Raw genomic sequence first — 21,104 nt, 5'->3', positions numbered from 1 at the left:
AGTACACTGCTATCCTGCGGTCGTTGTGGCAGCTAATGTTTTCGGCTCAATACGTGGAGGGGCTATGGCAGACTTCCCAGCACAATTCGCCGCCGGCCACTTTTTCCATAGCTTCATCGGAGAGATTCACATCAAAATTTTCCAGATTGTCGAAAAGCTTCTTGGCCTCTTCTGCGGTCAATTCGACACCATTTTCCTTTGCCAGCGCGCTGATGGCTTCCGGCGTCTCACAGGCCATAGCCTTAGCCAGCATTTCCTTGGTCATGAGTTTCGGATCGATCTTGCTTTCCATAAGAAAACCTCCTTAAATTCGTGAACGAAAAAGATATGTTAAGCATCATATGCATTATGCATAAATGCCTGACATCAAACCGGCAGGTAACATTTCCCGGCCACAACCGGGCAGGGCAGACAGCGCCGTTCATAGGCACAGCCTGCGCAGGAAGGGCGGGCATGCTGTGCATCACGGGTGCGAAGGTCCTGCAAGCGATCTGCGCTTTCCCAGTATTCAGCCAAAGAGGCCTCTTCCCCATCAAGATCCAGATATGCACAGGGGGTAAGCCTGCCGCCGGCATTCACACAGAAATGGTCCCGGCCTGCACCGCAGCCCCGCGCAATGCCGCGATTGCCGTTTTTCGTGGAATCCCTGCCGCCTAAAACGGCACGGAGTGCCGAAAAGCATGGATCCACCGTGATCTGCATCTGTTCTTTGCCGTCCCTTCCCGCTGTGGCTTGCTTTTTATATTCCCACAGGAAAGCGGCAATTTTCGCCAACTCCCTATGGCTGAAAACACCATCTGCACCTGGCCGCATGCCCGTCAGGATAAGCTCTTTTACGCCAACATCCTCAGCAAAAAGATGGCTGATTTCCTGCAGACGGTCTGCCATTTCCGGGGCCATACGCCACCTTACCCGCACATCCGGGAATTGCAATTCCCGCAGGATTTTCACGGTTGGCAACCATGTCTCCACGGTATCTGCTTCAATCAGGAAGGCTGCGACTCCTGCCCGGATGTTTTTTTCCAGCCAGGTTCTGTTTTCTTCTCCTGTAAGCAATACTTCTGCTTCAATCCCCAGCGCCCTGCATGCCGCCAGGAGCCTGCCCAGCGGTTCATAGGTACGGCTTCCTATGAATTGCACCTTGCGCACCCGATTGTCTGCGCATTCCTCAAGCCATCTAAGCGCCTCGCCTGCAGGCAGGGTGTTCGTTTGGTCTTGCAGTTGTATCTGTGCGTAAACAGGACGATCATAAGCATCAAAATAATGATGCAGCAGACAGGGCGTCTGCGCTAAATACGCTTTGGCTCCTGTGATCTTTCCCGCTTTGTAATTCAATTTGAAATACACGATGGAGGGCTGAATCACCGGATTGCCATCCGGACGAATCCGGATCCACTGCCGCAGAGCCTGGCCTTTTTCCGGCAGGCAAAGCTTTACCGCCTCCAGCCAGGCAATCAGCTTATCCACCAGCAGAGGATGACGCCAGGAGAAGAATAATTCGACGCCGATTTTGGGCAAAATGCCCTGTTCCCCTAAATCCAGATTGATGGCGATTCCTTCCATATCCTGCCAGGGCTGAAGCGCAGCTTGCAGGGCTTCACGATCCCCCGGCCAGCCCAACGCCTTTACCCCGGGGAAAACACTTTCCCACGAGGGGAACCAGATGACCAGACGCATGATGTCAAGCTCGCCGCGACTATTCATCGTGCCCATCTGTTTGATATAGGCGCCCTCAGGCAATGCTGCCATCACCTGCTCAAGGGGCTGGCGAAGTTTTTCGGCCCGCCGCTTCCCGAGGAAGGCTGGCAGCATCTGTTCCCAAAGCACCTCCTGCTTGCCGCCATCCGCAAAGAAGTGGCTGGTATTGGCAAACAGACAGGGCTCCAGGCTGCCGCCTTTGGCAAATTCCTCATAGTCCAGCTCATACCAGAGTTCTTCCACGGCGGGGATATTTGTATCATTGATTTTCAGGATGTAATCCACATGCCGCACCGCTTCGGTAAGCCTTACTTCCAGCCCCGTCAGTTCAGCAGGCATTTTCCCATACTGCTTTTCGATATTCGACATTGCCGCCAGGCACTCCGTTGAAAGGATTGCCGGCAAGGGATGGCGGCGAAGATGTGCCAGGTATTCCGCGACCGTAAGTTCCTGTCTTTCCATGTTCCGCCTCCATCCATCCCCTAAAGCGCTAAGCCTCAATAGCCGATAAACAGGCAACGGGAGTCTTTTTTGCCACCTGCCACCTGCATAAGTGTCTCCTCATCCAGTTCCCGGTCTTCCTTCTCAGCCATGAAGGCTTCAGCCTCCTCCTGGCTGATCTCGATGCCCTCAGATTTTGCTGCCTCTAACAGCTCTTCCACAGTCTGGCAGGCCAAAGCCTTCTCAATCTGTTCCTTGGTGAACTCATTTGACATTTTGAAAAACCTCCTCATGGTAAAGAAGTGAACACTTGCGTTTTAGGGCCGCCGCCCGCAATTGCCTTGGGGAAGATCATGTGCCGATAAGGCCCACCCTTTTGCCTATCGCCAACATCTCCTGCCAGCTTTGCGATTGCTGCATGCACTGGCGCTCTGCCTCCGTGAGACGGGACAGCGGACCATGCAACGACAGGGAAAGTTCCTCTTCCTTATGTTTCAGCCACCACTCCCCGGCAAGGATTGGTGCCAAAAGCTCGAAATCCGCCCTTGTCTCGCCGCAATGTTCACGGAAGTAACTGCCATGTTCCTGAAAGGCGTGGCAGGCACAGCCTCCGCGGCAGATAAAGACATAGGGACAGGATTGGCAGGCTGGCAGCAGATCCGCGGTGCGAGTGCGCCACTTAGCTTTGGCAAGACTCAGCTTGAATTTTCCGGCCTCCACATCCGTAAAGCCCACCGCCGTGCCGTCCAAGGCCACCACATCCCAACAAGGATAAACATTGCCGAAAGGATCTGCTACGATCATCCCCTGCTCCGCACCGCAAAAAGCCGGTGAGAACGATGGCATATCCTTCTTTTGAAAGATTTTTCGGAGCGTCTCGGCGAGATTCTGATATTGGAGCTGGTGCTCCAATGCCTCCTCAGGCTTAAAGCCAATGTGCAGCAGTTCCTCCATGATGGCCTGCCCGGTGACGTTCTTTTCGGGATGCCGATCATCCGTAGCAGCCCTGAAATAATAACGGAACTTTCCTCGCTTGTTTTTTCCCCCCTGAGCATTTTCTTGGGGAATCAATCCCCGGGACTGGAAATCTGCCACCATCGCTCCGATATGGGAAAGGTTTTCCCTGCCCACATTCACGCGCAGGAGCACGCCGATCCCCCGCTGAAGAGCCAACTCGATGTTATGGAGGATGCGTTCGTAGGTCGGCTGCCCGTCTTTATGGACCCTGCGGCGGTCATTCATTTTTCCCACGCCATCCAGCGACACCTGCAGCCATTCACAGCCATATTCAGCCAGGGCATCCAGATGGCTTTCCAGCTCATAGCCATTAGTGATGGCATTCACGTTCAAGCCCAAGTCCCGGCAATGCACCAAGATATCCCGCACGATGGCTGCATTTTTTGCCAGCAACGGCTCGCCACCATATAAGGTGCACTCGCTCAGCGCGTAACCACGCTTCTTGTAGTCCTTCACAGCAGCAAAGATCGCGGCAGCCATTTCCTCATTCATGGTATGTTCCAGCCATGCCTGTCCTTTTTTCAGACGATGCTGCTCATAGCAATAGGGACAGCGGAAATTGCAGTCATAGGTAGGGATGATGGTAAGCCCGGCCACAGTCCGCCCCTGAACCATCCGGTAGAGGCGGCCCAGCAGCTTCAGGTCGGCCAGCTCCTCCGCCTCGCTCTTGACGGTCAGATGCCCTCTGCGCAGAAGCCGTTCCTGAAGATCAGCGGAAAGCCCATCCAAGTTCCCGGCTGCGATTTTTGCAGCCTCCGGCTTGGTCACCACATCATAGGCTCCATAGAGACCATTTACCAAAAGCGCTCGCTCTTCGATTTCCTCGCTGCCATCCATAAGGGGCAGAACGATTTCATAGGTGCTGATTCGCAAAATTGCATTGATCTGCTGGAATAACAGACAAATTTATCTACTATTCCAGCAGTTTTCTCCTTTCAGATTTTTCTTTGATATTTTTATAGTATTCGTCCTTTATTTGGGATATCCTTCTTTCCACTTTGATTTTATGCGGTCTGACGCTTCACAAAGGAAGCAAAAATGCCATTTCTGGCCACCAGCTCCTCAAAACTGCCGCTTTCTGCGATATGCCCCTTATCCAGCACGATGATCCTGTCCGCATGACGGATGGTAGACAGCCGATGCGCCACAATGATACGGGTGGCATGAAGCTTGGCCAGGCTTTTGGTCACAATGGCCTGCGTGCGGTTATCCAGCGCGCTGGTGGCCTCATCACAGACGATGATGGACGGCTTCAGGGCCAGCGCCCTGGCAATCAGGATACGTTGGCGCTGTCCGCCGGAAATATTGGTGCTGCCCTCGCTGACCATGGTGTTCATCTGCATGGGCATCTGACGGATATCCTCGGCAATGCCCGCCGCTTCGGCGGCTTCCCAGGCATCCTCCAAGGTCAGATTGTTGGTGCCAATGATATTGTGCAGGATGTCGCCACTCATAAGCTGCCCATTCTGCAGCACGACACCCATCTGGGCACGCACGGAGGGCAGCGAAAGCTCGGATAGATCCTGTCCATCATAATAGATGGCACCTTTGCCGGGATTTTCAAATCCCAGCAACAGACGGATCAGAGTAGACTTGCCACAGCCGGATCTGCCCACGATGGCCACCTGCTCCCCGGCAGCAATGCGTAAGCTCACATCATCCAGCACGGTGCTTCCCGGCAAATAACCAAAAGTGATGTTCCTCACTTCGATGGCTCCGGAAAGCACACCGGCTTCCTTTCTCTCCTCGGAGGTCTCCGGCTCGGCCTCCAATATCGGCAGGAGATTATCGAAGTAAGGCTTGATGACCGACAAGTTTTCCAAAATGGGCATGATTGCCACCAAGGAAGTGTTGAATGCTGTGAAGGCGGCCTGAAAGGCAATGAAGGTCGCCACGGTCATGGGCTTGGCCGCCAGCCCGAGTGCCTCAGCAGCAGTAGTGTCGCCACTTTTGGCTGTAACCAGCTCCATGAGCCCATTGTAGTAAAGGATCAACATCAAAAGCAACGGCTGCATGGCCGCCAGGACCGTGCCGATATTCTTCAGCCTGCGCACCCGGATATTCTGACTGAGTTCCAGGGCGAACTGTTCCCCCCATAGATGGTAGGCCTGTTCCTCTGTACCCTTCGTGCGAAACTTGGCCAGTCCCGTGAAGATTTGTGCCAGGACGCCAGAGGTCCTGTTCCGGGCCGCCGTCATCTCCTTCTGCGCCTTTGTCAACCGATAGAGCAGGAAAGCAAAGATGGACAGGTAGATCAGCCAGACTAGCAGGGCAATGCCTGTAAGCTTCATGCTATAATAGCACATCAGCCCTAAGCTCCAGAAAGAACAGACGAAGGACAGCAGCGCTCCCACCGATTCATTGTTGAGCAGCATGACCGAGCGATCCAGCGCCTGCATCCGCTCCGCTAGCTCTCCCGACTGAAAGCGGCGGAAAAAAACCGGCGGCAGCTTCAGCAGCCTGCCAAAGAGAGCGGCCTGTCCCCGAAGTGTCCCCAGGGAGGTCAGGCGCAGCACGGCCAAAGAGCGCACCGTGGCCAGAGCTGCCGTGGTAAAGCCCGCCACCAGCACCACCTGCGTGACGGTGGCCAGCCCCTTGCGATCCAGGATGGGAATGAGGTCCTGGAACATGGTCTCCGTGACAATGGGCGTGAGCAAGGGAATAAGCCCCATGACCAGCCCCGCCAGAAGAATTGATTTCCAATCCGTCTGCCAGGTATGGCGCACCATGAAGCGCAGGAAATCCCAGCGCCCCATTTTCGCATCCGGCAATCCCGGATAGATGAGAAAGGCATCCCCCACGAAAACCTGCGCTATTTCACGAGTGACGGGCACGCCTGCCATATTTTCCCGGGTCAGCAGCTTATAGCTGGAAGCCGAAGTGGGCAGCAAAGCTGCCAGCTGTTTCTTTTCGCCGAAATAACCCAGCATGGCCCCGCAATCACATGCTTCCCAGCCTTTTTCCAGCCGGATCAGGCGCATTTCCATGCCTCCCTTGGCCACCAGGCGCCGCAGCACCCCCAAGGAATCCAGCTTTTCTGCGGTCTCCTTGTTCAGGGCAATCTCTTCCTCAGCCATGCCCAAATGATGGGCCACGGCACGCACCAGGAAAACCGCCTCTTCCAATTTGGCGCTGTCCTGGCCACTGCCGGATACCGATACCCAATCCTCGCCCAAAAGATGGGCCATGGTCTCAGCCAGCAGGCGGTGTTTGTGGCGCATGCGCCCCCTGATGCGATTGGAAAGTCTTTCATCCTGAGCAGCAAAGCGCACCCCGGCCAGCATGGCGAAAATGCTCTGATTCTCCGTGAAATCCTCCCGCAATTTTTCCGGCTCCTGCTTTACCTGCCCCAGCACAGAACCATCTACCCAGGTTCTCAATATCTCATCGCCCCGGTCGGCCATAAGCCGCAGCCAGGGCAGGCGGATAAGCTCCTGAAACCAATGGCGCATCAGGGGCAGCAGTTCATCTGCCTGCATTTCTGCCAAGAGCTGTTCCTCAAGCTCCACATCCCCCAGAGCATACACCTCTATGGTAATCTCCTCAAATTCATCTGCGGAATGAAAGGCCGCTTCCCCGGCGGCCAGCTCCATGAGGAAGAGACGATGACCGTTCTCCTCCATCAAGGCATAGACTTCGGCCCTGCCCTGTTTTACCAAAACAACCGTTCCAGCTTCGCTGAGCTTCATTCTTTGACCGGCTAAAAGCCTCATATCCTTCACTCCTAGTCCAGAACATCTGCATCCTCTTCCGTTTCCCGCTCTTCTACCAGACGGCGGTAAGGGCCATCCTTGCCGATAAGCTCCCGATGGCTGCCCCGCTGCACGATTTTTCCGCACTCCAGGACAATGATCTCGTCTGCTTCGCGAATGGTCGAAAGGCGATGGGCCACCAACAGGCAGACACAGCCCCTGCGGCGGATATTTTTCAGGATGACCTGCTCCGTCAGGGGATCAATGGCACTGGTAGCCTCATCCAGGATCAACAGGGAGGGATTGCCGGCCAGAGCACGGGCGATTTCCAGTCTCTGCCGCTGACCGCCCGAAAAATTCATGCCGCCTTCGGCCACCTGGGCCTCATAACCTCCGGGCAGTTTCAGGATATCCTCATGGATACAGGCATCCTGCGCCGCCCGGATGATATCTTCCTTCGGCAGGGATTTATCAAAAAAAGAGATATTCTCGGCCACAGTTCCCGTCATCTGGAACACATCCTGATCGACGATGGCCACCGAGCTGACAATAACCTCCCGGGGGATGTCGCGACGCTTTTGTCCGTCCAGCAGGATATCCCCCGACCATTCCTCGTAGAGTCCCGCTACGACCTTGGCCAGGGTGGATTTGCCGCTGCCGGAGGAACCGACTACCGCCGCCCACTGCCCGGGCGCCAGCGTCAGGTCAAAATGCTCCAAAAGCGGCGGTTCCAGGAGATTGTAGCCAAAGCTCAGATCCTTCAGTTCCAGCTGGCCGGTCAGACGGAATTTGCCGTCCTTAGCCTGGAGCGGCGTTTCCGGATAGTTCAAGCGGTCAATCCCATAGCGCCAGACATCATCCAGCCGGCGCATCTGCATTTCCATATTCTGCAGGAGATTGCCGAAAGCCAGCAGCTTGTTCATGGGCTCCTGAAACTTGGGCAGAAGACCGGAGACGGCGGTATACATGCCGGCGGTCATGACCCCTTCCATGACGGAAAAGCCACCCACGGCCATGATCATCGCACTGGTGAGTCCCGACAGCAGGGTGGGCAGCAGCTTTAACTTCAGTGCCCAAAGCTGCATCTTCTGCATGGCCATCAGCCCTTTGGCCTGATACCCGGCCCACTTGGCAAAGAAGTCCCCTTCCGTGCCACTGGCCTTGATGCTCTCAATCATCATCAGCCCCGCCATGAGCGTGCCATATTCCTTGCCCTTTTCCTGCTGCATATGCATCATGATATCCGTCATATGGCGTCGCATGTAGAAAAAAACAAAGACATTCACCACACTGATGAATATGCCGACCAAGGTCAGAGGCACACTATAGGACAGCAGCAACGCCAGATAGAAAAGAGCAATCAGACAATCCAACAGGGAGGTTGCCGCCTGATCCGAGAGCACATCGGCATTGCTCTCATTGAACTGGATGCGGGAGGCAATCTCTCCGGCAAAGCGTTGCTGGAAAAACGTAATGGGCAGCCTGAGCACATGCCAAAAAAAGGCGGAAGAGTCCACCAGCGTCAGTTTTTTCTGCCAGGACAGCAGGGTCGAACAGCGCATAGCGGTCATAATGCCATTCATGATGATGGTCCCGCCCATGGCCAGCAGCAAATACTGCGTCCAGTCCGGATGCTTCATAGAAAAGATATCGTCAAAAAAGATCTGGCTGAAGACAGGTTCTGCCAGGCCCGGCAACACCATGCAGAGCCCCAGCAGCAAAAGGAACAGCACCGCCCACTTGTCCTGCATGAGCTTGGCGGACACAGCCCTGACAATGCTATAGGGCCGCCCCTCCCGTCTGAATTCGGGGCCGGGGACGATCTTCAGGTAAACGCCCGTATAGGAAGACAGGAATTCCTGCCATTCCATGCTGCGCCTGCCCATAGCCGGATCATTCAGAAAGACTGTATTTCCCCGGAAGCCCTCCATGACCACAAAATGATTGAATTCCCAAAAAAGGATCAGGGGAAAGTCCTGTTTGAACAGTGCCTGAGGACGCCCCGCCCGGCCCTGGGCCTCGCAGCCCAGCCTGCGGGCCGCCTTGATGATATTGGCTGCGTTGCTGCCGTCACGGGTAACCCCGCACTCCTGACGCAGCCGTTCCAAAGGCAGCCACTTGCCATGATAGGCCAGCACCATGGCCAGAGACGCTGCCCCACACTCCACAGCCTCCATCTGCAGCACAGTGGGTGTCTTTACCCGGCGGGTTTCAGGGAAATATTTGTTTTTCAGCTTGCTTAATGCTTCCCAGGTCTTCATCCCCATATCAAACTCCATTCCGCCGCTGTCACTTTGGCATAGCTTACCTGCTCCTCAACCACTGGCTGATCTTGTAAAAAACCTTCTCGATGGGCATCTGTCGCTCAATGACCACCGCTCCCGTACAATAACTCCCCGGCGTGATGGGCGCGTGCTTACCCACCACAGAAGTCCAGAGATAGCCGGAAGCCGAAGAAGCATCCTTTACGAGGCTGAACCGCACCTCCACGGCGGCCCCGCCGTCTTTGGAAAGCACATACTGGGCCAGCTGTGCATTGCCCAATCCCTTTTCGATGCCGGCGGCAGACATGGGATATTGGGAAACACTTTCCACGATTCCCAAAAGGCTGCCGGTCTGGCTCACATCCACACCGTTAGGCGCCAGCTGGATGGTCATCCCCGGTACCACCCGCTTGCCCTTGTCCACGGGAATGTATAGCACCCCCGAAAGGTCCTTGCGCTCCTCTGTCAGACGCACGGTACAGAGCGGAACCCCTGCCTGCAGGATCTGCCCTTCTGACGCCATCACCTCATCCACGATACCATCATACTCGCAGTAGATATCCTCTTTGGCCGTCTGCTGCTGCCGTTTGGCATCGTATTGATAGATCTTGGACTGCACGTCCCGGTCATTTGCTGCCAGCCCCGTGCCATACTGAGCCATGCGGGTATCTGCCGATTGCTCGGGATGTTCCATATGGGCGATAAGCTGCCCTGCATGCACCTGGCTGCCAGTCTTCACATAGATATCCGTAATCCGCCCGGTAGCCGCATGGGAAACATTTCTCACCCCGGATACATCCATGATGAGTCCCATGCCCTCTGCCTTTTCCGTAAAAGAACCATAAATGGACCAGAGGACAACGGAGAAACACAGGATGCAGACAGCTGCCAGTCCCATCCAGCCCATGGGGCCTGTAATGCGCACCATGGTATCCAGTTTTTCCGGGGAACGCAGCTTGTCAATGGCTTCCTGATTGAAAAAACTTCCCACGTTCTGGCTTTTTCCCTTATCTGCCATCCTGCTCCCCCCTAAGCGTCACATTGGCCTTCATGCCATCCTGTAAATGATCTGTGCCGGAGATGATGACGATTTCCCCCGGTTCCAGACCGCTCAAAACCTCAATATACTCCCCATCATCCCTGCCGGTTGTAACTGCTTTTCTTTCCAGCTGACCATCGCGATAGACAAAGACCGCCTGGCGTGTCTTATCGGTCATGGCCGAGAGCGGCACGCAGAGGGCATCGGCCCGGACGCCCAGCCTCAGATAGGCAGTGCCATAGGTCTGGGGCGTGAGCAGCCCCAAAGGATTGTCCAGCTTCCATAGCAGGGTGCGGGCGGCTCCCGGCTCGGAAAGCGGCGGGGATATCTCCATCAATACCGCATGAAAGACCTGATCCGGGGCACTCTCCCCGGCCATATTCTCCAAGTTCTTGAACTCCTTGCCGGGGAAGACAAATTCCGCCTCCTGCCCTTGCTGCAATCTCTGCACCCTGTTATCGCTGACCTGATGTGAAAAATACATCTCATTGTAATTGCCGATAAGGGCCAGGGATGTCCCGCTGGGCACATAGGTTCCTGGCTGCCGGTAGATGATGCGCACGGTACCGTCGATAGGGGAACGAACCTCACAGCGCGCCTTGTTCACCAGCAGCATATCCCGCTTGGCCACCGCTGCCTTGAGCTTCCCCTGCGCTGCTACATAGGCAGCCTTGGCTTCGTCATACTGCTGCGGGGAGGCGGCCTCTGCCATCCGCAGCTTGCTGTAACGGTCAAAGTTATTGGTAGCGCGAGCCAGTTCTGCTTCAGCGCTCAGGATTCCTGCTTCCGCTTCCTGGATGGACAGGGCAATATTATCATTTTCCAGCCGGAACAGCAGGTCTCCCTTGTGAACGTACCCATTGACAGCGGCATAAGCCTCTATGATCCGCCCTTCCGTCAGGGCCACAGCATCCGCCACACGGTTCGCATAGAGATTGACTGCCGAGAACTTTATCAGCGGATGCAGTTCCCTCCGGTCAGCCTTCACACCTACCAGTTCTACCCGCCGCTCCTCCATGCGCAAAGTTATCTGGCTCTCCCCGCGATCATTCAGATAAGCACCATAGGCAATGACCATCAAAGCCAGGACCAGTACCAATGCCAGGCCCACAAAAAAATATTTTCTCATATATCGTTTCCCCTCCTTGCCCTGAGGATTCTTGGTCCATATCTCGTCCCCAAGGCAGTGGCAATCAAGCCCGGCCTCTATAGGCAAGGGCCAGCATGGTGATGTCATCGGATTGCTCCGCATCGCCGGCAAAGCTGCTCACATCCGCCTTCACGCCAGCCAGTATTTTCTGCACACTGCTCTCACAGCAGGCATTCAGCCGTTCCAGCAAGCGCCCTTCTGAGTACATTGCCCCGGAAGCATCCATCGCCTCCGTCACACCGTCCGTATAGAGAAATATCTTGTCTCCCGGAACCAGGGTCAGACGATACGCATGATAGCGTTCCTCCTCTATGACACCGAGCATATTGCTTTTCTTTTCCATGCGCAGATAAGCAAATTTCCCATCATGGCACCAAAGGGGAGGATTGTGTCCGCCATTCACATAGATGAACTCGCCCGTGTCCATATCCAACACCCCAAAGAACACCGTCACGAACATCAGTTCATCGTTATTTTCGCAAAGCTTGCGGTTAGCCCGCTCCATGACCTGGCTCCAGTCAGTCTCTGCGCCTGCTGCCTCCCCCATGGCCACCAGCGCCTCGTTCTTGAGGATCGTCTTGGAAATGACCATGAACAAGGACGCAGGCACCCCCTTGCCGGACACATCCGCAATCGTGACGGCCAGATGGCGATTATCCAGCAGATAGAAATCATAGAAATCGCCGCCCACCTCCCTGGCCGGATACATGGCTGCGTAAAGGTCGATCTCCCCGCGTTCAGGATAGGCGGGAAAAATATTGGGCAGCATGCTGGCCTGGATCTTTCTGGCACCGTCCAGTTCCTTTTCGATGCGTTCGGCTTCCTGCGCCAGATGCTGCTTCTGCCGTACGATGGTCGAAATGAAATAGGCCATCAGCTTCAAGGTTTCGGCAATGGCCTTGATTTTCTCCGGTGGCGGATTATCCACGCCAAAAAAGCCGATATACTTGCCATCGATAGCCAAAGGAGCCGTGACCAGTGAGTGGATGCCCTGCGGTTTCAGCACCTGATACATGCCCTCGCTGATACAGCGGTATTCCTCCAAATCATAGATGATGACACAACCACTTTTCTGATACTCCTCATACCATACATCCACAACCCCCTCATAGGGAAGATGCTGCAGATTATCGATTTCCGATGTTATATCTTCGTCGCACCATTCGTAAGTATTAGCAAAATGGTGGTCCCTGAGTTCCTCAAAGATGTAGGTCCGTTCAGCCTCCAGTTCATGGCCCAGATATTCCATCATTTGTTTCAAAACTTTATCAGGGTTCTCGCCGGACATGGAATACTTCAGCAGCTTGTTGACGAAACGATCTCGCTCCGCCAATGCCATGCTGGCAGCCAGACGTTCCTTTTCCGCAGCAGATCTGGCCAGATTCTCTATGTAGGTTTTGAGATCCCTGGACATGCTGTTGACGGTATCGGCCAGTTCTTCAATCTCATCGCCGGTCCTGACTTCAATGTGCTTGTCCAGATTTCCCTTGGCGATTTCCCGGACCCCTTCTGTCAGGGCCAGGATGGGCTGCACGAATTTCTGCGCGGCCTTGCTGCTGAGCAGGACCAGCAAGCCGAAAATGACCAGCAACAGGGCGCCCATGCGCAGGATATTCTGCCGGAAAAGCTTCGACATGGCAGCTGCGAATTCCGCACTGCTTTGGTCTACGGTAGCTTTTATGTCACGGACCGGGGCCACTACCGCTTCTTGTTCCGTAAGGGTGCCAAAACTCCACCCCATGCTCGGGATTGGCACATAGGCAAGATAAAATTTCTCACCATCCACGGTAACCAGGGCCGTCCCACTCTTTCCTGCCGTCATTTCCACAGCAGCCTGAGCCAGATCCGCCTCCGCCGTCTGACGCAGATCCAGTGGTTTATTCGAAACGGATAACATCCCATTCCGCTGGGAGGACATAATCACCTGTCCTTCTTTATCCAATACAAAATTGATGTCCTTGTCATCCGCTTCTCGATTGTGCACGAATTCATGCAAGGCATCCAGGGTTATCGTTATGCCCGCCACCCCAGCAAAATTCCCGTTCTCATAGTAGGGAGCGACACAGCTTATCTCCGAGGAACCGTTCATAGAGCCATATAAATCCGAAACTACAGGTTTTCCAGCCTGCTTCCCCTTGATATACCAGGGCCGCGCCTTGAAATCATAACGGCGTTCCAGGATTGGCTGGTCACAGACGACCATTTCCTGTCCTGCGGACAGGCCATCCGCACGTATGAAGCAGCCATCTTCCGCTGCCAGATAGCACACCGAGCCGCTGGGATAAAAATTGGATAAGAATTCAATGGTATCCCTTATATTGGAAAGCAGCGCAAATCTTTCTTGCAGGGCAGGCTCTGCCGCCAGCCGTTCACGCACGCCGGGATTATAATAGATATATGCCTTATGGGCAAAAAGGTATGGATCTGTGGGCTCATCCAAGTATTTCGGCAAATAGCTTTCCCGGTTGTTCAGAAATTTTTCTGCCATTTTGGCGATGTTTTTGGCATCATCCAAAACAAAATTGAATTTCTGTTCCATCCGGAGCGCAGTTTCCTGTGCCCGCGAAAAGAGCTGCTCATTGGTTGCACGTACCGCATAATCCTCGGAAAACTTGCCGACGGTCACGCCCATTTCATTCCCTTTTTCGATGGCATCGTTTTCCGCCTGCAGCATCCCCATAAAGGATAATGCCCCCAAAATCAGGAAATAGATGATTCCTGTCCCAATCACCAGAAGCAGGATTTTCCGTTGTATGGTCATTTTTCCTCTCCCACTTCCTTCTTGCCGGCCTCACGAGCTGCGTCCCTCATAAATCATCCAGGGATTCACGCAGATTCAGCAGCGTGTCCATATTGCTATCGACCAAGACCATCTTCACGGGTCCAGTGGCCCCCACCACCGTGAACTCCTTGCCCTCCTTCTTTGCTTTCTTCAGCAAGCGCAGGAGCACACGCAGCCCGGCACTGGAAATATAATCCACACGGCTCATATCCATAACGGTCTTCGCTTCCCGATTGACAATTTCCTCACCGCTTTGGTAAATCGAATCCGAGGTCGCAACATCGATACGGCCTTCAATACTCCACGCCAGCCAGCCGTTAGCCAATCTTGTTTCCTTTTGTATGACTTCACTTGCCATGATAGCAACCTCCCCATAATTCCAACGCACAATTTTATGATGCATATATTGAAACTATATTTCTAATTTCTATAAATGTCATAAAATTCCTTCTTGTGCATGTGCGGCGAGTTGTTATCTACGCAGCTGTGGCACCATTGCTGCCACCAATATATCCACGCCCAAAAGTGCAGCCAGGACCAGGAACGCGCCTGAAAAACCGAAATGCTCATGCAGGAAGCCAAAGGAAGCAGAGATGACCGTAGCCCCCACACCGGTTGCCACCGTGATAGCCGCCGTAACCGTGGCCGTACGTCCCCCTGCAAAATCTGCCACATAGGTCAGCACATTGGGATAAACGCCGCCGCAGAAGAAGCCGCAGGCAAACACCACGACAAAAGCCAGCAGCTCCTGCGTCAGCAAGGTCAAAAGCGCGAGTGTCAAAGCCGCGCCCAGCGGTGCGATGTAGATGAGCCGGCTGTGGTAGTCGGCAAAGAAACCACAGAGAAACCGCGACGGTATCATGGCCAGCCAGAAAAGCGACAGGGCCAGATAGCCACGCGAGGAATTCATGGTATCCTGCATGAAGCTGTTGAGGAAAAAGCACAAGCCGTTTTCCACCCCTACATAGATGAACATGATCACGCAGAGCAGAGCTGCACCCTTGTAATAGATGCCGCCTTCTGCCTGAGCAAGTTCCACAGGCGAGGCTTCCTCACGCGGTGCAAAACTCGTCTTGGCCAGGGCAATGGTAAGAAGCAGGAAGATAAACGCGCTTAGGGCAAAGAAGGCCCGCCAGCCCCAGGGCGTTTCCAGAGAAAAACCAACGACCAGCGGCGCAATGACGGCCCCCAGCGCAAACATGGCCGTGATATAACCCATGCGCCGGTTGCGCGTGAGCGGATACGCATCCTGCATGCCCGCAATGGCCACATATTGCACGATACTGCAGGCAAAGCCCAGCACAAAAATCCCCACCGCAAAAATCATCGAATTGGTGGCCAGCAAAATGAAGGCCGCAGAAAGCAACCGACTGGCTGTGAACACCACCAGCATGATTTTCTTGCCAATCTTATCCGCTAGTGGTCCCAGCAGCAAAGGGGCAATCATTGTCGCAAACAATTGCACTGCAGCCAAGAGTCCCTGCTGCCCGATTGACAGGTCATACTCCTGGCCGATATAAAGCAGTGATGCCTGATAGCCGCCCGTCTCAAAACCATTCATGAAGATCGATAACAGGAATAACACGGATAAATCATTTTTTGCCCAAAAACTCATTCGCTCCATTTCTCTCACCCTCTTATCAGTCAAATTTCTCAGCGGCTGATACCTATTTGTATAATTTGTCAAAAATATCTTTATTCCTGTCAATCCTATAAAATTTATTGCCGCTATAACAGAACAAGCGGCAGAAATCATACGAAATCTGTCGCTCGTTTATGTATTATGGACTTTAATCACTCAGCGGGAAAGTTATTTTCCCCTGCATGCCCGATTTGATGACAAATGACGGGTCAGCAGGCAGGGAGATTTTGACTGTCGTCAGCGAATTTGACTGGTCAGAATCTGACTCGTCAAACTCCGGCGTGGCAATTTCCTGCACAGTTCCCTGCAGTTTATGACCGTCAATTTCATAATTGACGAATTCTCCCAGGCGTACTTTAGCCGTCTGACCTTCGGTCAGTTTGGCTTCGAGCCAAGCATCATTGCTGGCCTGAATCCTGGCCACTTCCTGATCGGTCTTGAGTTCGCTGTCCGCGGCGATGCCATCTGCCAGGCTGACCACGCCGGTGGCGGTGGCTACGATTTCCTTGACCTGCTGGTCACTCTTGGCATTGGCCAGAGCGGCTTCGGCCTGCTTGACCTGCAGTTCGGCCTGCTTGAGCACTTCCGGGCTGGTGGGAATCACAGTCGTTTGGGCAGGGGCTGGAGCGGCGGCAGGCGCCGAGCTGGCGGCCGCTTTGGCCGCGGCATAGGCGGCTGCTGCTTCATCGCGTTTGGCCGCGCTGATGGCGCCCATATTGAAGAGCTCATTCATCCGCTGCAACCGGGCATAGGCATCGGCAGCCCGGCGCTGTGCGCCGCTATCGACCGACACAGCTACCGGAACCTGAGGCTGTGCCACAGTAGTCCCCTTTTGCAACTGAGCATAGCTTTGCTGGGCCAGCTGGACATTCTGCTCAAGCTGAGCAATGTCCTCTGGCGTGATCTTGGACTCCACGCGGGCAATCACAGCGCCTTCTTCCACATAGTCGCCGTCCTGCACCAGCACTTCCGTGATCTTGCCTTCGCCCTTGGCGGTGATAACGGATTCATTCCCTACCACCAATGCATCACTGACCGTGAAACTGCGCTGACTATGCTGATAGAGATACAAGCCGCCGCCAGCTAAGGCTGCCAAGGCTATCAGTCCAAGCAAGCCAAAGCGGATAAAGTTCTTCGCTTTCTCTGTAATATCTACTTCCATATTTCTCCCCCCTTGGGATTTTGTACGATATGCAGTAACTGCCCAAAAGCCCGGCGTAATCTTTTCGCTAAAGATTATGCCGGGCTTAGAACAGCCTATCTTAGTATTTCATTCAGCCCAGCTGAGCTTTGATTACTTCCACAGCCTTATCAAATGCCTGGGGCAGAGCCTCAGCATTCTTGCCGCCGGCCTGAGCCATGTCCGGACGGCCGCCGCCGCCACCGCCGACAATGGCCGCAGCTTCCTTGATGATCTTGCCGGCATGGATGCCTTTGGCATTGGCTTCTTTCGTTGCCTTGACCACGAGGTTCACCTTGCCGTCGTTAGCGCAGGCCAGTACCACGACGCTCGGCGTGTCCAGCTTGGAGCTGGTCATATCAGCCACTTCGCGCAGCTCGTCCATGCTGCCGGCATTGGTCTTGCCGCATACCACATTGACGCCATTCACTTCCTGCAGGCCAGCGATGAGTTTTGCCGCATCAGCCTTATCGCGCATAGCAGCCACTTCGTCAAGCTGTTTCTGCATGGCCTTCATCTCGCCCTGTACCTTCTCGATCTGAGCCGGTACTTCCTCTTCCTTGGTCTTGAGCTTAGCTGCAGCTTCAGCGAGGACAGCCATCTTATTGTTAGCATAATCCAGTGCAGCCTTGCCCGTGATGGCTTCGATACGGCGCACGCCGGAAGCTACACCGCTTTCGCTGACGATCTTGAACATGCCAATCTGGCCGACATTAGCCACATGGGAGCCACCGCAGAGTTCCATGGAGAATTCCGGAACCTTGACCACGCGCACCACGTCACCGTATTTTTCGGAGAACAAGGCCATAGCGCCGGCTTCTTTTGCTTCCTCCAGGCTCATATGGGAGATTTCCACATCTTGGCCCTTAAGGATTTCATTGTTCACCAGTTCTTCCACATCAGCCAGCTGCTGAGCCGTCACCGGTTCGAAGTTCGTGAAGTCGAAGCGCAAACGTTCCGGCGTAACGGAGGAACCAGCCTGGCTGATCTGGTCGCCCACGACCTTCTTGAGGGCAGCCTGCAGCAGATGGGTAGCCGTATGGTTGCGGGCAGAAGCCAGTTTCTGTGCCTTGTTGACAGCAATCTGCACTTCGTCGCCAACCTTGAGCTGGCCTTCTTCCACATAGGCCACATGGTAAACGGTGCCATCCGGCAGTTTCTTGGCGTTGCTGACGCTGATATGGCCCAGTTCGGAGGTCAGGATACCTTCGTCGCCAACCTGCCCGCCGCCTTCTGCATAGAACGGCGTAGTCGTGAGGATAACACCGGCTTCCTGACCGTCGGTAATCTCATCCACCAGCTTGCCATCCTGCCAGATAGCCACGACTTTGCCTGCCGTTGCCTTTTCATCCACCGTCAGCTTGCTGACATCAATGGAGGAAAGGTCAGGCACGGCCACGCGGGTATTTTCAGCACGGGCGTTGCGGGCGCGGGTGCGCTGCTCGTCCATAGCCTTGTCAAAGCCTTCTTTATCCAGTTCCAAACCATTTTCATGGAGGATTTCTTCCGTGAGTTCCCAGGGGAAACCGAAGGTATCATAGAGACGGAAGGTAACTTCGCCATCCAGAGCCGTCTTGCCGGCAGCCTTGACTTTTTCGATCTCAGCGCCCAGCAGTTCCATGCCCTGATTGAGGGTAGCAGCAAAACGGTCTTCTTCGAGGCTGATGACCTTCTTGATGTAATCTGCCTTGTTGACGAGTTCTTCGAAGTCCTTGGCACCGCGGAAGATTTCCACAGCGGCATTGACTGCACCTTCGAGGAACTTATCCTTGATGCCCAGCATGCGGCCATGGCGAATGGCACGGCGCAGGATGCGGCGCAGCACATAGCCGCGGCCTTCGTTGGAGGGCAGGATGCCGTCCATGATCATGATGGACATGGAACGGGCATGGTCAGCGATAACCTTCAGGGAGATATCCTTTTCGGCATCTTCACCATAGGTCACGCCGGCAACGCCAGCAGCGTATTCGATAATCGGGAACAGCAGGTCCGTCTCGAAGTTGGTCTTCTTTTCCTGTACAACGGAAGCCAGGCGCTCCAGGCCGCAACCCGTATCGATGTTCTTATGGGCCAGGTTCTTGTAGGAACCATCTTCCTGCTTGTCGTACTGGGTGAACACGAGGTTCCAGATTTCGAGGTATCTGTCGCAGTCACAGCCGACAGCGCAGTCCGGGCTGCCGCAGCCGCGTTCTTCGCCCAGGTCGATGTAGATTTCAGAGTCCGGACCGCAGGGGCCAGGGCCGATTTCCCAGAAATTGTCTTCCATCTTGACGATATGGTCCTGCGGGAATCCCGGCTGGGATTTCCAGATTTCGATGGCTTCATCATCGTCCGGGTAAACCGTAACCCAGAGTTTATCCTTCGGCAGCTCCACGACTTCCGTCAGGAATTCCCAAGCCCAGGGAATAGCTTCGCCCTTGAAGTAATCGCCAAAGGAGAAGTTGCCCAGCATTTCGAAGAAAGTCTGATGGCGGGCAGTGCGGCCTACGTTCTCGATATCGCCGGTACGCACGCAGCGCTGGCTCGTGGTCACACGCGTACGGGGCGGTTTCATCTTGCCCGTGAAGAACGGCTTCAGCGGCGCCATACCGGCACCAATCAAAAGCAGCGTCGGATCATCCTGTGGAATCAGGGAGAAACTGGGCAGGCGTAAATGCCCCTTCTTTTCTGCAAAGAACTGCAAATAAGCTTCGCGCAGTTCATTACCACTCATATACTTCAAACAAATCTACCCCCATTAGGTATATTTTTGCAGCAGAATGAGAAATCTGCCGTAATTTACAAACTTAACGTTCCTATTTTAGCACAAAAAGCCAGAATGGTAAAATAATAATATTACTATACCTCAAAAATTTTCTTTCCCCCTGTCTCTATGTAGGTTCACGCCCATTCTATATGTTTTTTCGTTCAGACTGTATTTTATCGTATCTCAAGGTAAAACCGTGTTTTCGTTGACAAACCGTTGACAGTGCAGAAAGGTCTGTGTTTATGTATCGCGTACATTTTATAAAAGATTAGCCCATACCGGTGTTGTGCTGGCATGGGCTTTTAGTTTGTCGTTCGTCATGTACTATTCGCAAAATAAACTAAGGCGGGAATCTCGTACCCTGCGCATGGTAGTCAACGATCCCCGCCCTGCAAAAGCCTTCAAATGCTTTTCACTGTAATTCTAGTATAGCATATGCAAGGAAATAAGCAAGGCCCTGCTGACTTACATCAGTACAAGCCTTGCTTAATTTTACTTCGCCGGTTCTGCGCCAAAGACGCGCGTCATGCCTTCCACAGTAATCAGCCAAACTTTTCCTGATTGGCGGAACTCGCCCTCCTTAAACCTTGGCGGGGCTCCTTTGTAGCCAGTGCATGCCTGCCGCACTGTTCTATCAGCCTTTCCCCATCGTTCTGCCGCCTCTGTTGCCGTCATCACAGACTGTAACAAATCTTTCTCTGTCATAGTTTCAGCTCCTTCAACGTGGTATAGATCGTTGCTATTCCCATGGTGCCTAGAATAACGGCCATAGCAATTTCTGTAGAGAATATGCAGTCAGCCAGGAATATTCCTCCCGTAATAACCGCCAGTAATTTTGACTTTTCCATATTGCTCGCAGATGATATAATGGTGGTATCAGCAGGAGGCTTTCGCCTCCCGCTTTCCCTTACTTGTCCAAGCTTTCTATCAGCTTAGCTATCGATGCTATCACGGCCGCAATCCCTGCTAGCAGTTTCGCTATTGCTGTTATTAGCTTGGACATTTTATTTATGTTCCATCTTTTCTTCATCTGCTTCCTCCTTTCCTCATTTCTTGATTATATTATACACCGTTTTCGGCGTATTGTCAACCGTTTTCGGCGTGTTTATTTTTCTTTGGAATATTTTCCCCCGATTTTGTGGAATATTTTTTGCATAAAAACAAAAGCCCTATACCAGCATTGCGCCGGTATGATATGCTCCCTATTAGGTAGACAGAAGAAATAATAAAACTGTCTGCTTGATAGGGAGCATTTTATGTACAAGAAGAGATTATCACCCGAAGAGAAAATCCACTTCATTGAAAAGTATAAACGTGGAGAGGGCAGTTATGCCTCCATAGCCGCGGATGCAGGCGTTGACAGCAGATCCTTCAGGCAATGGGTTCGTAACTATGATGCTTGCGGCCCGGATGTATTCTTCAAACGACATCATCAGCGCTATTCTGTTGAGTT

The 21,104-nt window shown here is 53.7% G+C and carries 16 protein-coding genes; 1 reads left to right on the top strand and 15 read right to left on the bottom strand.

Annotated features, from left to right (window positions below; all coding sequences use genetic code 11):
• Window positions 1–46: 46 nt before the first annotated feature.
• The 15 genes from BLQ59_RS04535 to BLQ59_RS16350 form a co-directional block, all read right to left on the bottom strand.
• Entirely contained in the window at window positions 47–292 is a 246-nt protein-coding gene (locus tag BLQ59_RS04535) for a Nif11-like leader peptide family RiPP precursor (RefSeq protein ID WP_074571741.1), read from the bottom strand.
• A gap of 74 nt (window positions 293–366) precedes the next feature.
• Window positions 367–2,160 (bottom strand): SPASM domain-containing protein, encoded by a 1,794-nt coding sequence (locus BLQ59_RS04530; protein WP_074571740.1) that lies wholly within the window; start codon window positions 2,158–2,160, stop codon window positions 367–369.
• A gap of 35 nt (window positions 2,161–2,195) precedes the next feature.
• A complete protein-coding gene (locus BLQ59_RS04525; protein ID WP_074571739.1) occupies window positions 2,196–2,414 on the bottom strand; it encodes a hypothetical protein in 219 nt (72 codons plus the stop codon).
• 76 nt (window positions 2,415–2,490) lie between these two features.
• Entirely contained in the window at window positions 2,491–4,029 is a 1,539-nt protein-coding gene (locus tag BLQ59_RS04520) for a radical SAM/SPASM domain-containing protein (protein ID WP_074571738.1), read from the bottom strand.
• Between the two features lie 131 nt (window positions 4,030–4,160).
• On the bottom strand, window positions 4,161–6,869 hold the full coding sequence (locus tag BLQ59_RS04515; RefSeq protein ID WP_081342456.1) for an NHLP bacteriocin export ABC transporter permease/ATPase subunit: 2,709 nt from the start codon (window positions 6,867–6,869) through the stop codon (window positions 4,161–4,163).
• A gap of 11 nt (window positions 6,870–6,880) precedes the next feature.
• Window positions 6,881–9,127 (bottom strand): NHLP family bacteriocin export ABC transporter peptidase/permease/ATPase subunit, encoded by a 2,247-nt coding sequence (locus tag BLQ59_RS04510; RefSeq protein ID WP_081342455.1) that lies wholly within the window; start codon window positions 9,125–9,127, stop codon window positions 6,881–6,883.
• 25 nt (window positions 9,128–9,152) lie between these two features.
• On the bottom strand, window positions 9,153–10,130 hold the full coding sequence (locus BLQ59_RS04505) for a biotin/lipoyl-binding protein (protein WP_074571736.1): 978 nt from the start codon (window positions 10,128–10,130) through the stop codon (window positions 9,153–9,155).
• Window positions 10,120–11,280, bottom strand: coding sequence for an efflux RND transporter periplasmic adaptor subunit (locus tag BLQ59_RS04500; RefSeq protein WP_074571735.1), 1,161 nt, complete (start codon window positions 11,278–11,280; stop codon window positions 10,120–10,122). Before BLQ59_RS04500 ends, BLQ59_RS04505 begins: the two co-directional genes overlap by 11 nt.
• Before the next feature lie 64 nt (window positions 11,281–11,344).
• Window positions 11,345–14,062 carry a SpoIIE family protein phosphatase gene (locus tag BLQ59_RS04495; RefSeq protein WP_074571734.1) on the bottom strand — a complete coding sequence of 906 codons (2,718 nt, stop codon included), beginning with the start codon at window positions 14,060–14,062 and terminating at the stop codon, window positions 11,345–11,347.
• A 46-nt stretch (window positions 14,063–14,108) separates the two neighbouring features.
• Window positions 14,109–14,441, bottom strand: a complete 333-nt coding sequence (locus BLQ59_RS04490; RefSeq protein WP_074571733.1) for an STAS domain-containing protein — start codon at window positions 14,439–14,441, stop codon at window positions 14,109–14,111.
• A 114-nt stretch (window positions 14,442–14,555) separates the two neighbouring features.
• Window positions 14,556–15,698, bottom strand: coding sequence for an MFS transporter (locus tag BLQ59_RS04485; RefSeq protein ID WP_218122868.1), 1,143 nt, complete (start codon window positions 15,696–15,698; stop codon window positions 14,556–14,558).
• 175 nt (window positions 15,699–15,873) lie between these two features.
• Complete coding sequence (locus BLQ59_RS04480; protein ID WP_074571731.1) at window positions 15,874–16,887, bottom strand: HlyD family secretion protein; 1,014 nt, start codon at window positions 16,885–16,887, stop codon at window positions 15,874–15,876.
• A 112-nt stretch (window positions 16,888–16,999) separates the two neighbouring features.
• Window positions 17,000–19,627 carry an alanine--tRNA ligase gene (gene alaS, locus BLQ59_RS04475; protein ID WP_074571730.1) on the bottom strand — a complete coding sequence of 876 codons (2,628 nt, stop codon included), beginning with the start codon at window positions 19,625–19,627 and terminating at the stop codon, window positions 17,000–17,002.
• A gap of 516 nt (window positions 19,628–20,143) precedes the next feature.
• A complete protein-coding gene (locus BLQ59_RS04470; RefSeq protein ID WP_074571729.1) occupies window positions 20,144–20,356 on the bottom strand; it encodes a helix-turn-helix domain-containing protein in 213 nt (70 codons plus the stop codon).
• A gap of 202 nt (window positions 20,357–20,558) precedes the next feature.
• Entirely contained in the window at window positions 20,559–20,681 is a 123-nt protein-coding gene (locus BLQ59_RS16350; protein ID WP_256324606.1) for a hypothetical protein, read from the bottom strand.
• 226 nt (window positions 20,682–20,907) lie between these two features.
• On the opposite strand from BLQ59_RS16350, the gene BLQ59_RS04465 reads away from it, so the two are divergent.
• A partial coding sequence (locus BLQ59_RS04465) for a helix-turn-helix domain-containing protein (RefSeq protein WP_143005283.1) occupies window positions 20,908–21,104 on the top strand: 197 nt, incomplete at its 3' end.

The sequence above is a fragment of the Pseudoselenomonas ruminantium genome (assembly GCF_900104055.1).
GTDB classification, from domain to species: Bacteria; Bacillota; Negativicutes; order Selenomonadales; family Selenomonadaceae; genus Selenomonas_A; species Selenomonas_A ruminantium_C.
This window is presented reverse-complemented; position numbering and strand designations above follow the sequence as displayed.